Below are 14,544 nucleotides of genomic sequence, written 5' to 3'. Positions count from 1 at the left end.
ACAGATACCGCCCCATACCGCTGCGAGTATGGTGTTGAGGAGAATAGCAGGTACATCCTGATTCCACGCTAAGGTACTGCCCCCGTTAAAGCCAAACCAGCCAAACCAGATCAACATGCCACCTAAAACGGCCATAGGCAGGTTGCTACCAGGAATACGGCGGTCTGCCTTATCATAACGACCAATACGTGGCCCGATCACCAGAATTGCAGCCAGCGCAACCCACCCACCTACGGAGTGCACCACTGTAGAGCCTGCAAAGTCGACAAAGCCCTGCTGTTCTAACCAGCCAGTTGCTTCACCACTGAAAATACCTGCCCAGACCCAGTGTCCAATGACAGGATAAATGAACAGGGTGATAACAATCGTAATGATGATATAACCAATATAGCTGGTTCTCTCTGCAACCGCGCCTGATACGAGCGTGGCTGCTGTGCCACAGAACATCATCTGGAAAATGAAAAAAGTAATCAGTGAAGGAGAGCTGTCACTGCCGAAAAGAAACTGATCACTGCCGAACCAGCCGGTTTTGGATTGACCGAACATCAAACCAAAGCCAACTAACCAGAAAATAGCACTTGAGATAGTAAAGTCTGTAATGTTCTTGGCAGCAACGTTGATGCTGTTTTTGCTTCTGACGAGCCCACTTTCTAAGCAAAGAAATCCTGCTTGCATCAGAAATACGAGACAAGCCGAACAAAGTAACCATAAACTATCCATAGAACCTTTCCTTGAATGTTACTTAACTTTTTACGGCATTTGTCTGGAAAAATCCATCCCCCATGTGGTGAATAAACGTGAGAAAAAGCCCGTCACGAGTTCAAACCTGAAAAGCGAGACAAAAAAAAGCCACTACTCAGGTGAGCAGTGGCTTATCAAATAACGGCTGTTTTTGTTTTATTCGTCGAGTAAAGCGTCGCGCTCATCTCTACGCAAGTGGGGCAGAATCCACATTTCATACATAGAAACAATCCACATGAACCCGAAAGATAATGCCATCGAAGCACCTGCAAGAATAACCAGATAGGCAAAGTTGGGATTCATCTTGGTCAGCCACCATGAGGCAATATCGATCAACAGGAAAGCGTAAGGTGTTGAGATGGCGATCACTTTCAATGGTTTTGGTACGCCAGAGGCCAGACTGAAGATCAGACCAACAAACATAAAGATGAACGCAATACCAAATAAATGAATATGTGACACGCGGGCTAATGAAGAGAACGATGCACCGGTATCGACAAGTGCGCGATCTCTAATATTCTGAAATTCGGTGTAATCTGGGATCGGCATGCCCGAGTCAGCGTTGTGACAGGCAATACACTTGCTTTCAAAGATTTGTTTGATGCCATTATTCTCATAGGCTTCTTCGTTTGCACCCTGGTGGATCCAGGTGATGATTTCAGCACGTTCTTCATCAGTGGCCATTGGTTTCATCGAACCGTGTAACTTATTTTCTAGTAGTGAATTGGCCCGGTTACCATAATAGCTGTAGACGATATCATCAACTGACAGGCCATATTCACCATCTGCCAGGCCGTGAGTGAGTTGGATCTGTACCACTGCCATCAAATAGCCAACGGCGACGACTATCAGGTAACCACTGAACAATGCTTTAAGCGAGGTTCCCTGACTGGACAAGTTAAGATTGTGCGATAAAGCCATGGTATTTCCTTTATTATTTGTGCGGTCATTATACTATTACATTCATCCGGCGATGAGTAGCATAAATGCTGACTCTTTATTCGGTGAAAACGGTTTTCAGTATTTCGGTAGTCCTTGCAGCAGGGTTCTCTCTTATTTTCTTTTCTTCTTCGGCTAGCATGGTGAACAAGCCATTCAAGGCCTGCTCAGTAACGTAATCGGGCAAATTGACGTTGAGGTTTTCACCGACGACAGGGACGTCAGCAATTTGATCACTGAGTTGGTTGTAGTAACGGGTCGAACCAACCTGATCCAGGGAGCTCTCTATTGTTGGCCTAAAAAGGGAAGTTAGTTTGCCGGTAGTTTTGTCTCTGAAATATTGTGTCGCAGCATCATCCGCTCCGTTGAGAATTTGTTTTGCATCTTCAATGCTCATCGCTTTGATGGCGTCGATAACGATATTCCGTGCTTCGGGTGCAGCTTGTTCGGCTGCCCTGTTCATGCTGGTTTCAAATTCATCAGCCAGATCACTCATGCCAAACTGACGCATCAGTCCACCTACTTGTTCAACTTGTGGAGGTAAGGGAATGCGTATCTTAGGGTTAGCAAGAAAGCCATCGGTCTGACCTATCGTATCGATAGCACGCTTGCTGCCGAGGCTGAGTGCTTCTTTAAGACCAGATATGATGGTGTTGGTATCGAGGGAGTCACTGGATTCAGTGCCGGGTACAAAGGTCTTGGTCGCTTCTTTCAGATCCTCCAGCATTGAGCCCCAATCTGCATTGGCTTGGCCAGTGGCGAGACTCAAGCTGATAATGAGAGAGAGCATGACAGGTTTCTGGTTCATAGCAGCCTTCCTTCAATTTTTCTATTCAGCAGCATCGCTGATAGTTTCATTTCATTGTCGCTGATGCACGAATGGAGTCAAGTCATGTTGTATGGTTAAACAGTGTTAACTATCAGCACAAACGATGCGTTGGTTATCTCAGATCAAGTTCGGAGGGAGACAACCATCTGATATCACCAAAACCACCAAGGTAGTCTGAGCGCTCTCAGATTGAGTTGATAGAACCCAAAGCCAAGTAATTTTAATACCTGATCCGCAACACTGAACAGCCGCTGATAGATTTGTTTTATGTTTTGTTCCCTTACCTCAACGAGACAGGTAATGCGAAGCCCGCTGGCTGCTGAGTCTGATTGACTGACATCGCTTATTGTCAAAGCAACTTTATTATCTGCGTTAATGTTTTTGGTGTGCTCTGCTAATTCGCTGATGTGAATGTGGATGATGCCATCTGCTGATATCAGCTAAGGCACAATGGAACCAAAAGGATAGCCGGGATGACTGACCGACTGGGTTGATGATACAGCGTATTGATGTTGTTTAATGAATGGAGAAGCTTGTAAAGCCATTATTGAATCCAGTTGATCTCTTGGGCTGTTGTTCTGCCCACTTTAACAGCACGTAAACTTTCGGGCATTTTTGCTTTGTCACGGTTTATGGCAATTCGTCCTGCCATGATTTCAGCGAAGCGTTGTGGGTAAAGGGGCTCTTTATCCGGTTCAGCGTAACCTTCAGGGTAAACGGGGAGGTTGCTTTCATCGTATTTATCTATCGCTCCCACGGTATGTAATATCTCGTGTGTCATGACAACGGCGTTTTGCTGTGACTGCTTTTGAGTTGCATAGGCATGGATAACACCAATCAAACCTTTTTGCAGACCTAAAGAGTGTGCCAAAGCCGAATTTCCGTCCGGTTGATGATAAAGAACATAAAGTCGAATACGGTCTTTATTGGATTTCACATCCGGCGTGTGTTGGTAAGCCCAATAGCGTAATTTCAAACTCCACGCGATTGCAGCGATCACATTTTGACCGGAGCTTGGCGGGGCAGGAGGAATGTCAGTGATTGTTTCCCCAAGTTGTGTAATAACCGGTTGCTCAGCGATTAACTGGTATTCACGACCGCTTCGGGCGAAAAATGTATCGATAGATATAAAATTATCAGCGGATAAGTGATTAATGTATTGTTGTGTTTCAGCTGTGCCATCCCCGTTGATTGGGTATATGACGACATTGATAGGTTTATACCATGAAGTGGTATTGCGTTTTTGCTCCTGCGTATAGACAACAGTAGCCATGAGTAAGCCAAGTAAAATAAGGATGCGGATGTTACGGAAACTGAAAACTTTCATGCTCGATGCGTGACTTCCCTCTTTCGTGGTTAAAAAAAAGGCCGGTCAGATTGCTCTAACCGGCCTTAGAATTCTATTTGCAGGTATTACGTCGGAACAACGTTTTCTGCCTGAGGACCTTTCTGGCCCTGTGTGACCTCCATACTAACTGCCTGTCCTTCTTTCAGTGTTCTAAAACCTTCTGATTTAATTGCGGTGTGATGGACGAATACATCAGGACCATCAACCTGTTCAATAAAACCGAATCCTTTTGCATCATTGAACCATTTAACCGTTCCAGTAACTTGATCTGCCATATCAACCTCAATTTATTTACAAAATAAGCATCTATCCAGCGCAGATGGATCATGCGCCCGAAATAGAAGCTTATTGGCATTGTATGATCAAAAAATGCAAAAAAGTCAGCACTTTAAGAAAATAAAGCAAACTTTATTTTATTTTATTTGCTTTGTGTTGACTCGGCATATGTTGTAAATCAACGGCAATCTATTGGTTTTGCTTGGTTTAAAGCGTATTAGGCTTTAAACAAACATGACGTATTATGTAAAGGGCTATCCTTTAGACAAATGGTCTTGTTTTTCGATTTTTCGCATTTGTGCGCTAAAAACGTTTCAAAACACTTATTCGGGGACGAAGTCTTCAGGTGGTGTTGAGCCGTCACCAAAGAAGAACTTTTCCATTTCGGTTTTAAGAAATGCCTGTGATTTCGGATCTGCCAGAGAAAGACGGTATTCATTGATCAGCATGGTTTGCTGGCTTAGCCACATTTGCCATGCTTCTTTGGAGACGGACTCATACAGTTTTTTTCCCATTTCACCGGGATAAGGCGGAAAGTCCATACCTTCGGCTTCTTTATCAAGTTTCGCGCAATGTATTGTGCGTGCCATATTTACCTCTATAGAAAAGATTGTAAGAATGCTTTGACTGGTGCCGGTAGGCCCAGTGCTAGTGTGTCCTCTATTTTATACCAGTTGCCGCTATCTTTGTCGGCTATACCACTTACCTTACAGTCTAAGAGGTGTGGGTGAATCGTTAATTTAAAGTGACTGAATATATGTTGGAGAGAGGGTAAGCTTTGTCGTTGAAATATTTTAAGCTGAAAGCGTCGCTGACAAACGGCATCGATATCATCCAGATGTTCAATTTCAGGAAAGCTCCAAAGCCCCCCCCAGATACCTCGCTGAGGTCGCTGTTCCAGAAAAATTTCACCGGTGTCATTTTTAAGTACCAGCCAATGTGTCTGTCTTTGCGGAATGTTTTTTTTGGGTTTCTTTCCGGGGAAATCGGTGGGAGCTCCGAGTGCATAGGCTCTACAGTGACTTCGCATCGGGCAATCAGGGCAGTCTGGTTTCGTACGGGTACATAAAGTAGCACCTAGGTCCATTTGAGCTTGAATATAGTTGGCGATGCGATAATCAGGCAATAAGTCTTCAGCTCGTTGCCAGAGTCTGGTCTCGACCTGTTTATTCCCAGGCCAGCCCGGAATCGCATCAAAGCGTGCCAATACCCGTTTTACATTTCCATCCAGTATGGGAAACCGTCGGTGATAAGCAAGCGTCAAAATAGCGCCTGCTGTGGAGCGACCGATACCCGGCAAGGCTATTAAAGCTTCTAGAGTGTCGGGCATTTTTCCATCAAAGTCAGAAACCACTATCTGAGCGGTTTTATGAAGATTCCGTGCACGGGCGTAGTAGCCAAGTCCTGACCAGTGAGCCAAAACGTCATCTTGATGCGCTTTTGCTAAAGCATGAATATCTGGAAAACGTTTGGTAAACCGCAGGTAATAATCAATGACGGTATTGACCTGCGTCTGTTGCAGCATGATTTCTGAAAGCCAGACGTGATAGGGTGTTGGCGATTGTTGCCATGGCAAATCTTTGCGACCAAACTGGTCAAACCAGTCTAATAAAGCATCAGCGAAGTTAAAGGTGTGTGACATTCAGATACAAAAATGCCCGTGTTAACAAACACGGGCATAGGTTCTCGTTTAGTTGGATTAGAAAAAGCCCTTCAGTTTGTCTTTGACAGTATCTTCCAGTTTTTCTTCTGGGCTTTTGTCTTCTTTAGCAGGAGCTTGTTGTTCCGCTCCTTCCTCTGTTGTGTTTGTTTCTTCGGATGGCGTTTCCTCAGTAGCGGACTTTGTTCCGAGAGCCCCGCCCAGCAGGCCACCGATGTCATCGCCGAGTTTTTCTTTCAATTTGTCTTCGGCCTTCGATTTCAGCTCCTGTTTCGCTTTGTCCTTAACCATGCTGGCTAAATCGACAGAAGGCTTGGGATTACTGAATGTGCCGGTAATTTTGACAGGAATGGTGACACCTTTGAGTTCGGTTAACTCTTTACCACCCTGACCTGATATGGTCCCGACGACGGCCACTTTGAGGCTGTAATCAATCGTTTCTTTAGGCAAGCTGGCCTGTCCGGCACCATTAATGCGAAGTAAGGGTGACTTAAGTGCCAGATCCTGATTATCAATAAGACCATTGTTAGCGGTAAAAGTCCCTGTCAAAGCAGAAAAATCTGTTTGTACTGGCGCATCTGATTCAGGCAGCTTTTGTCCTGACAATGCCGCTTTGGCTTTCCGTATGGCCTCGGCAATATTGATTCCTTTCAATGCACCGTCGGTAAATGAAAAACCACCACTCCCTGTTAACGTCTGCTTGATTTGATCTATGGTTGCACCGGTACCGGTTAATTTCGCATTAGCATTAGCCGTACCTGTTACAACTGCTTCATCTTCAGCGGACATATCCTTCAATAAAGGACCTGCCTGAACATTCTTAATGCGTTCGTCGAGAGCGAGTTTTAATTTGTCACCGCGCGCATCAAGTGTCACATTGCCGTTATATGAGCCCTGATATAAATCAGCGCTCATCGGTGTCAGCTTTACCAGGCCATCCGCCGCATTGATGGTAACGTGAATATTTTCACTGGTGAGCCCGGTGGCCTTCATTTTGCCAATGTCGATACTACCTTTGGCATTAATCTGGCGTAAGGCCTCCAATGGTAATTCACCTGCACCACCTGAGGTGTCCTTAGCCGGTGTTGCGGCAGGTTTAGGTTCTTTCTTACCCTTTTGAATAGGAGGCAGATAGCGATCAGCATCAATTTGATCCAGTTTTAAGTTAAAGTTAAACGCTGGATTTGAAAAATTATTGATTGCCAGCTGGCCAGTCAATTTGCTCTGATCCAAGGTCACATTTAACTGTTTAGCATTGATGTGTGTGGCGGAGCCTTCCAGTTCCGTTTTCACTTCGATGTTCTCAAGTGTGCTTTTATCTGCCATCTCCGGTAATTCAACGTTCATATCACCCGCCAGTTTTCGGAGATTGAATGGTTGAATATGCACATTACCTGCGAAGCCTGGTTTATCACCAAGGATATTATTGGCCTTGATATCGGCTGCTAGAATGAGGTCTTCCAGTTCCAGCATTAAAGCTGATAGTGTCACTGTCTGTTGTTCTAGGTTTGCATTGATATTACTGGTAAGTTTCAAGTCTGCTTGTTCACCTGGCAGGCTTGGGTCTTTGATATTGGCTGTCAATTCAAACCCGTCAACAGTGGTTTGTTGTGTGGCCAGATTGGAACTAACTTGACCACTCATCTCGGCGTCAATGGTTTGCTTGCCATTGTTCGCTTTAGCCGCGAGGACTAAGTCAGTAATAGTGACCAGTTGCTTAACCATGTCTGCTTCAATATCGCCATTGAGTCTGATATCGGCTTCTGAAAAGGGTAAAGCTTTGCCTTCGGCAATCGCAGTGAAGGCAAGGTCAGTTAATGCATATTGCTGGTTTTCCATATCCACCATGATGTCGCTGTCAAGGGTGATATGCGCTTTAGCTTCCGGTTTTGCACTAATGAGATCAAACACCATTTCAACGGCTGTGGGCTCGCCGGGTTCAAGAGGATCGGTATTCAGGTTTAAGTTGCGTAACTGATAGCTTTCACCTTTGGAGGCATCCGACCACAATATATTGGCATTGGTTAGCTGAACGCCTGCGATACTAATGGCTGATAATGCGGGGCCGGATTTTTCTTTACTGGGTTTGGCGTCTTCTTTAACAACTTCATCAGCCTGCGTTAGGTCATCCCAGTTAGTTTTACCATTTTTATCCGTTTCAAGATTTAACACCAGGCCATCCAGAACAACCGTGTCCATCTCAAGTTGTTTTTTCAGTAAGGGCATCAATTTGATGCGCACTTCTGCCGCTTCAACCTTGGCGAACGAATCTGCTTTAAATCCCTCGGCATTACTCAAGGATAATGATCCGAGTTCCAAAGCAATCCATGGGAATACCGATAGTTCTATATCACCTTGTAAGGTGAGGTTTCGCCCAGTGGCTTTTTCTACCTGACTGGAGATTTCATCTTTGTAGTCATTGGGATCGACGACAAACGGTAGAGCGACCAGACCGGCCACTGCGATGATAATCACGATAAGAATCAGTTTTAAAACAGTGCGCATAATTGAAATTCCATTCTGTCAAAATTAATGCTGATTTGTGTGGTTCAACAAAGACCAACAAGCAAAAGTTAAGAACCGGTTTTGATCGTATAATTGAACTGCTCGTAGTCCAGAGTACTGTCTATCATACCATTGGCCACAATGATGTAGGGCTCATCGTCATCTTTCACCCGGATTTTTCTTTTAGGTGAATAAAGGCCTTTTTCAGTAATCATGGTCGATTCAGTCTTAGGAACATCACTCGGTATAATCAATGACGGATGCTGCTCAGCCTCACCGTCTGGTGTACATACAACTGGGATAGGTTTGCCTTCGATAAGTTCCAGGCCGATGTGGGTATCGCCATCAATATCGATATGCAACCATTTTATGGTGGCGAGTTTAACCTGAAATTCATCTTCAAAAATACCGATAAAATCACCGATATTAAGATGGTAACAGCCGTCAGTTTGTCGTTTTGCCATCAAACCACCACTGCTTTGATTGGCGAGTTGCCAAGGTAAAGCATGGGTAAGTCTGTTCGTGAGGCTCTGGTAAACCGCGTTAATGCCATGGGCTATGTCGATAGTACGGTGTTTGCCAGTATTCAGTCTGTGAAAACGACGTTCATGGGTGGTGTTCAACTGCGGGATGATTTTTTTTAGCAGTCTCAACTCATTGTCTAAAGAAGCATGTGAAGTATTTTTGGCATTTCTGAAAATATTTTCAATGGCAAGCAGCGCCGGTTGTGTATTTAACAAACGTGCATGATCCGAGGTCCTGATTTCTGAGGATGTTTTGATCATGGGGTCTGGTAACGCATCACCAGCACAATCGATGCAAAAATGACCTGTAAGCATGAAATTACTGGTGGTATTAATTTGTTTGAGGCTAAGTAAGCCCAGTTCGATTTTATCGGTGAATTGTTCCATCAAACCAAACAGTCTGAATACATCGAACTTCGCCAGGCTATAAGGGTCAGCCAGTCCGGTTAGAATGATTTGTGTATACAGGTCAAAAAAACTGCGGCTGTTATAAAGCTCTTTCAGGGTCACAGCCTCGTTGAGTGTGCCTGCTTTTTCCTGATACAGGTATAGTTGGTGCAATCTGTTCCAAACGCCTCTAGGCGACGATCGGTAATACTGATACGAATGCAGAATCTGCAATGCCAACATCTCAGTTGTCCGATTGAGACAAAGTAATAGTGTTTTGTTGTTATCCGGGGTCTCGCCACGTTCGTAATAAAAACGAATGATTTGCTGATATGCCACAGCCAGTTTCGCTATCAGTTCATTGGTCGTGCGAATGGCCCGTAGATTCTCCGTGGTGAAATAGATATCACGTTTGACGGCTGATATATCGCGGGTGAATAAAAGGTCTGCAACAGCGGTGCGATAGATTTCCAGTAATGACAGCATCGTCATCGGTTTAAGGTCAAATTGGCAAAGCGACTGCAGATTAGCGAGTAGGGTACTGACCCGTTGATTAGCCTCGCGAGGTAGCTGGTTAATCCAGGCTTGTAATAGCTTGGGTTCTTTTATGATGTCGGTTTGCTTGGATGATTGCTCGATCTCAGCTAAATCTAAAAGGGGTAAATGACTCGCAGGTCGCTTACGTAACTTCAGTGTGACCAGGAGTTTATTCAGCTTTTCGGATTTTTTAGCCACCTTTTGGGGTGGTGCTGAGGGCGTGTCGGTTGCCTGTTGCAGGCGGATTTTTTCTTCAATTAGATTTAACGCTTCAGAAAAATTAGTCTTCCGAAGCGGTTTCCTTAAAACAACATCAACGGGCTGGGTCACATTCCCCGTGTTGGTCAATAAAGCTGTGAACCCCGATTCACGTTGCCGCCATGCTTGTTGCCCAGCTTCAGAGTCGAAGGAATAAATGACCAAATCAGCCTGGCCTTCGTCAACAATTAACCATTCTTGCGTTAACAAATCAGAAGACAGTCGTAACATCGATTTAAGTGAACTTTTATCGATGTCAGTCAAGCCAGCTAATTTCAGTCGCATGGTAGTCAACTCTCTGGCTCTTCCTCTAGTTGGTCCAGAATGTGACGAATACGAACCGTTTTTATAGCATTGTCTGCTGTTTGTACCACTTCAATCACATAGTCTTCCATACGAATGCTGACGCCCGGATCGGGAATACTCTCTAGATATTCCAATACTAGCCCATTGATGGTTTTAGGTCCTTGCGTGGGTAATTCCCAATCATTACTGCGATTGATCTCACGGATATTGGCTGTGCCATTAACCAGATAACTCCCATCCGATTGTGGATGAATGTCTTTGTCTTCATCAATGGTGTCAGCGGTAAACTCACCTACAATTTCACGAAAGATGTCTTCGAGTGTAATCAGACCTAGCAAGTCGCCATATTCATCGACAACAAGTCCTGTACGGCGGCGATTGCGTTGAAAGTTAATCAGTTGGGTATTGAGTGGTGTACTTTCGGGGACAAAATACACATCCTTAATGATGCCGTTTAAGGTCTCAGGATTCAGGTTATCCTGAGTAATCAGATGCAAGGCCTTACGTAGATGTAAGATGCCGACGATGTTATCCATACTGTCTTCATAGACAGGCAGGCGAGTGTGGCCACAATGGGATAGTTGTTTTACGATTTCCTGAAAAGGGGCGTTAATGTCCAGACCCTCTATTTCATTCCTCGGCACCATGGCGTCATTTACTGTGACTTTTTCCAGATCCAGGATACTCATCAACATGTCTTTATGACGCGGCGGTATCAGACTTCCGGCCTCCATTAAGGCGACCCGCAATTCTTCAGTGTTAATGGCCGATGTCGCCGCTTCTTCCGGCGAGACCCCGAACAAACGTACCATGCGGTTGGTAATACCATTGGTAAACCATACCAGTGGATAAAGTAAGAACAGCATTGGTTTTAGGACATAGCTGGCAGGAAACGCAACGCGCTCCGGGTGCAGCGCTGCCAATGTTTTCGGTGTTACCTCGGCAAACAATAACACAACCAGTGTTAATGCAAAGGTGGCGGCAACAATGCCATTTTCACCCAACAATTTAATACCGATAACTGTCGCAATCGCTGATGCAAGAATATTGACAAAGTTATTGCCTAGCAGAATTAAGCCAATTAAACGATCCGGGCGGCTCAATAACTCACTGGCAATCATCGCGCCGCGATGACCTTCCTGTTCAAGGTGACGGAGACGATAGCGATTCAATGCCATTAAAGCTGTTTCGGAGCTGGAAAAAAAAGCCGAAAACAGCAGTAAAACGAACAGAATGATAAATAAAACGAGTATTGATGTCTCTTCAAGCATGTATGCGTCAGTTCAGTATGTATTCAAGAACAAATTTACTGCCCATAAAGGCCAGTAGTAAAAAGGAAAAGCCTACTAAGGTCCACTTGATTGCCGTTCTGCCTCGCCAGCCATAACGGAATCGACCCCATAACAGAGCCGCAAACACATACCATGATATGAAGGACAGTATGGTTTTATGGACTAGATGTTGATCAAATAAGTTGTCAATGAACATCAGCCCGGTGAGCAAACCCAATGTCAGTAAGATAAAACCTGTGATGATAAGTTGAAATAATCCTGCTTCCATTGTCTGCAGTGGTGGAAGTTTACGCATCAGTCCACCGGCGTGACGCTGACGGAGGTGTTTTTCCTGAATGGCCAGAATGACAGCCTGAATGGCAGCCAGCATGAACAAACTATAGGCAGCTAAAGAGAGTAGAACGTGCCATTCCAAAGCGGGTTGTGAAAGTGATGGTGGCTCAGGTGATGGCAGTTCGACCTTTAATATAAGGCTCATTGCTACCAAGGGGTAAATAATAATGCCGGGATGAGAATTTGGAATGCGGGCGCCAATCAGTAACGCTATAAAAGCCATTAGCCATGTAGTTAGTGAAAAGGTGGTAAACAGGCCAAGGTCCCAGCCGCCGGCACTTTTCATGGTGAAAAAGATATCCGTAGCATGGAATAATAGCGCCATGATAATCATGATGCCAACCGGAATACTGGTTTTTACTGCATTTTGATCCTTCTGAACGAAGCGTCGTATCAGAATTACGCTGCTACTCATGTAGAGTAGGAAAGCAAGCGCGTTGGCAATAGCCATATTCAATTGATCCTTTCGAGGTGTCTAATCATCTCTATTCGGCAATGATAAACGATGTCATCCCGAACTGAACAATATATCAGTTATAATGTTAATCCAAAGCAAATAATTCATGGCATTTATCTGCCAATCAGTAAGGTGAACTATGTTTGACAGTTTAAGTGAAAGACTAGGGAGCACGCTTAAAAAGCTCCGTGGTCAGGGTCGAATCACTGAAGACAACGTAAAAGAAACACTGCGTGAAGTGCGCATGGCTATGCTTGAAGCTGACGTGGCACTTCCGGTGGTTAAAGCGTTCATTGACCGTGTAAAAGAGCGTGCGATGGGACAGGATGTCCTCCGCAGCCTGACACCAGGTCAGGCCCTGGTCAAAGTGGTTAATGATGAACTTGTAGCGGTGATGGGGGAGGCGAATGAAAGCCTTAACCTGAACACACAACCGCCAGCAGTCATTTTGATGGCGGGTTTACAAGGTGCGGGTAAAACCACTAGTGTGGCTAAATTATCACGCTGGTTGAAAGAGCATGATCGTAAATCAGTCATGGTTGCCAGTACCGACGTATACCGTCCAGCGGCAATCGATCAGTTAGAGACGCTTGCGAAAGAAGTCGACGCAAAGTTCTTTCCCAGTCAGTCTGATCAAAACCCAGTTGATATTGCCAAGGCAGCTGTTGAGCAGGCAAAACGCGATTATATTGATGTAGTCATTATTGATACCGCCGGTCGATTACATATCGACGACGATATGATGACCGAAATCAAACAGATTCATGCCGCCATTAATCCGATTGAGACCTTGTTCACTGTCGACAGCATGACCGGGCAGGATGCGGCGAATACGGCAAAAGCCTTCAATGAAGCGCTGCCTCTCACCGGTGTTATTCTGACCAAGACTGATGGCGATGCACGTGGTGGTGCGGCACTTTCAATCAGACATATCACTGGTAAGCCCATTAAATTCATGGGTGTTGGCGAAAAAACCGAAGCGTTAGAACCTTTCCATCCAGATCGGGTGGTGTCTCGTATTCTGGGTATGGGTGACGTGCTGTCGTTGGTCGAAGAAGCCCAGCGGAAGATGGATGTCGGTTCGGCGGAGAAATTAGCGGGCAAGCTGAAAAAAGGCAAAGGCTTTGATCTGGAAGACTTCCGCGATCAATTACAGCAAATGGGCAATATGGGTGGCATTGGTTCATTAATCGATAAAATGCCAGGCATGGGAAATTTGCCAGCCGCAGCCAAACAGCAAGTAAACGATAAAGAGCTGGGTAAGTTGGAAGCGATTATTAATTCAATGACACCAAAAGAACGTCGTAAGCCCGATATTATTAAAGGTTCACGTAAAAAACGTATTGCGGCAGGCAGTGGCACCCAGATTCAGGATGTAAACCGTTTGCTTAAGCAGTTTACTCAGATGCAAAAAATGATGAAAAAAATGGGCTCAAAAGGCGGCATGGCGAAAATGATGCGTGGTATGGGCGGCAAATTTCCTATGGGCGGAGGCATGCCCTTTTAAATAAAGTTAAAAGGACTTTTCAAAAGGGTGGGAGTTGCGTAGAATACGACGGTTTTCCGATCCAGTTTTCCAACGGGCTAAATTATATGGTAACAATTAGATTGACTCGCAGCGGCGCTAAGAAGCGTCCTTTTTACGGTATCGTTGTCACAGACTCACGCAGCAAGCGTGACGGTCGTTACATCGAGCGTTTAGGTTTCTTTAACCCTATCGCACGTGGTCAAGAAGAAAAACTTCGTGTTGACCTTGATCGTGTTGCTCATTGGATTAACCAAGGTGCACAAACATCAGAGCGCGTAGCGAAGCTGATTGAAGAAGCGCAAAAAGCGGCTTAAGTAAAGTCGAGGTTCGGGTATGGAAGCATCCGAGGAGTTCATCCCGGTAGGTAAAATATCCGGCGCATTTGGTGTTAAAGGTTGGGTAAAGGTATTTTCTTTTACTGATCCCCGCACCAATATCCTGGAATATTCACCCTTGTTCCTGTCACGACAGGGAGAGTGGATTGAAATCAAGTTGTCCGGTGGGCACTTGCAGGGCAAAGGGGTCGTCATGGGCATTGCCAATGTGACTGACCGTGATCAGGTTCAACCTTTAATAGGCTCTGAACTGGCGATCAAAAAAGAACAATTAGAACCGGCAGAAGAA

Annotated in this window: 14 protein-coding genes (1 of these 14 cut by a window edge); 3 read left to right on the top strand and 11 right to left on the bottom strand. The window is 45.1% G+C overall.

Annotation, left to right across the window (positions count from 1 at the left end):
• From ACTF5U_RS02965 to ACTF5U_RS02915, 11 genes are all read right to left on the bottom strand, one after another.
• Positions 1-720 carry the 5' end (the start) of an EAL domain-containing protein gene (locus tag ACTF5U_RS02965; protein ID WP_438970151.1) on the bottom strand. It extends 2,415 nt beyond the left edge of the window, so 720 of the gene's 3,135 nt are visible here — the first part of the coding sequence; the start codon lies at positions 718-720; its stop codon lies beyond the left edge, outside the window.
• A 177-nt stretch (positions 721-897) separates the two neighbouring features.
• Entirely contained in the window at positions 898-1,662 is a 765-nt protein-coding gene (locus tag ACTF5U_RS02960; RefSeq protein ID WP_438970150.1) for an elongation factor-1 alpha, read from the bottom strand.
• 76 nt (positions 1,663-1,738) lie between these two features.
• Positions 1,739-2,488, bottom strand: a complete 750-nt coding sequence (locus tag ACTF5U_RS02955; RefSeq protein WP_438970149.1) for a DUF4197 domain-containing protein — start codon at positions 2,486-2,488, stop codon at positions 1,739-1,741.
• A 565-nt stretch (positions 2,489-3,053) separates the two neighbouring features.
• Positions 3,054-3,836, bottom strand: a complete 783-nt coding sequence (locus tag ACTF5U_RS02950; protein WP_438970148.1) for a hypothetical protein — start codon at positions 3,834-3,836, stop codon at positions 3,054-3,056.
• 86 nt (positions 3,837-3,922) lie between these two features.
• Complete coding sequence (locus ACTF5U_RS02945) at positions 3,923-4,132, bottom strand: cold-shock protein (RefSeq protein WP_438970147.1); 210 nt, start codon at positions 4,130-4,132, stop codon at positions 3,923-3,925.
• Positions 4,133-4,456: 324 nt separating this feature from the next.
• Complete coding sequence (locus tag ACTF5U_RS02940) at positions 4,457-4,723, bottom strand: oxidative damage protection protein (protein WP_438970146.1); 267 nt, start codon at positions 4,721-4,723, stop codon at positions 4,457-4,459.
• Between the two features lie 8 nt (positions 4,724-4,731).
• Entirely contained in the window at positions 4,732-5,775 is a 1,044-nt protein-coding gene (mutY, locus tag ACTF5U_RS02935) for an A/G-specific adenine glycosylase (RefSeq protein WP_438970145.1), read from the bottom strand.
• Positions 5,776-5,832: 57 nt separating this feature from the next.
• Entirely contained in the window at positions 5,833-8,298 is a 2,466-nt protein-coding gene (locus tag ACTF5U_RS02930) for an AsmA family protein (protein ID WP_438970144.1), read from the bottom strand.
• Between the two features lie 68 nt (positions 8,299-8,366).
• Positions 8,367-10,289, bottom strand: a complete 1,923-nt coding sequence (locus ACTF5U_RS02925) for a hypothetical protein (protein WP_438970143.1) — start codon at positions 10,287-10,289, stop codon at positions 8,367-8,369.
• Positions 10,290-10,294: 5 nt separating this feature from the next.
• Positions 10,295-11,581, bottom strand: coding sequence for an HlyC/CorC family transporter (locus tag ACTF5U_RS02920; protein ID WP_438970142.1), 1,287 nt, complete (start codon positions 11,579-11,581; stop codon positions 10,295-10,297).
• Between the two features lie 7 nt (positions 11,582-11,588).
• On the bottom strand, positions 11,589-12,386 hold the full coding sequence (locus tag ACTF5U_RS02915; RefSeq protein WP_438970141.1) for a cytochrome C assembly family protein: 798 nt from the start codon (positions 12,384-12,386) through the stop codon (positions 11,589-11,591).
• 145 nt (positions 12,387-12,531) lie between these two features.
• Here ACTF5U_RS02915 and ffh point away from each other — a divergent pair, with 145 nt between their 5' ends.
• The 3 genes from ffh to rimM all read left to right on the top strand — a co-directional run.
• Positions 12,532-13,899: a signal recognition particle protein gene (gene ffh, locus ACTF5U_RS02910; RefSeq protein WP_438970140.1), complete on the top strand. Its 1,368-nt coding sequence runs from the start codon at positions 12,532-12,534 to the stop codon at positions 13,897-13,899.
• 86 nt (positions 13,900-13,985) lie between these two features.
• Positions 13,986-14,234, top strand: a complete 249-nt coding sequence (gene rpsP / locus ACTF5U_RS02905) for a 30S ribosomal protein S16 (RefSeq protein ID WP_008292361.1) — start codon at positions 13,986-13,988, stop codon at positions 14,232-14,234.
• A 19-nt stretch (positions 14,235-14,253) separates the two neighbouring features.
• Positions 14,254-14,544 (top strand): ribosome maturation factor RimM (rimM, locus tag ACTF5U_RS02900; RefSeq protein WP_438970139.1); only part of this gene is annotated, 291 nt, incomplete at its 3' end.

It is taken from the genome of Methylophaga sp., assembly GCF_965655755.1.
In the GTDB taxonomy this organism is placed as follows: domain Bacteria; phylum Pseudomonadota; class Gammaproteobacteria; order Nitrosococcales; family Methylophagaceae; genus Methylophaga.
The sequence above is the reverse complement of the archived record's forward strand: the minus strand, read 5'-3'. Positions and strand labels throughout refer to the sequence as shown.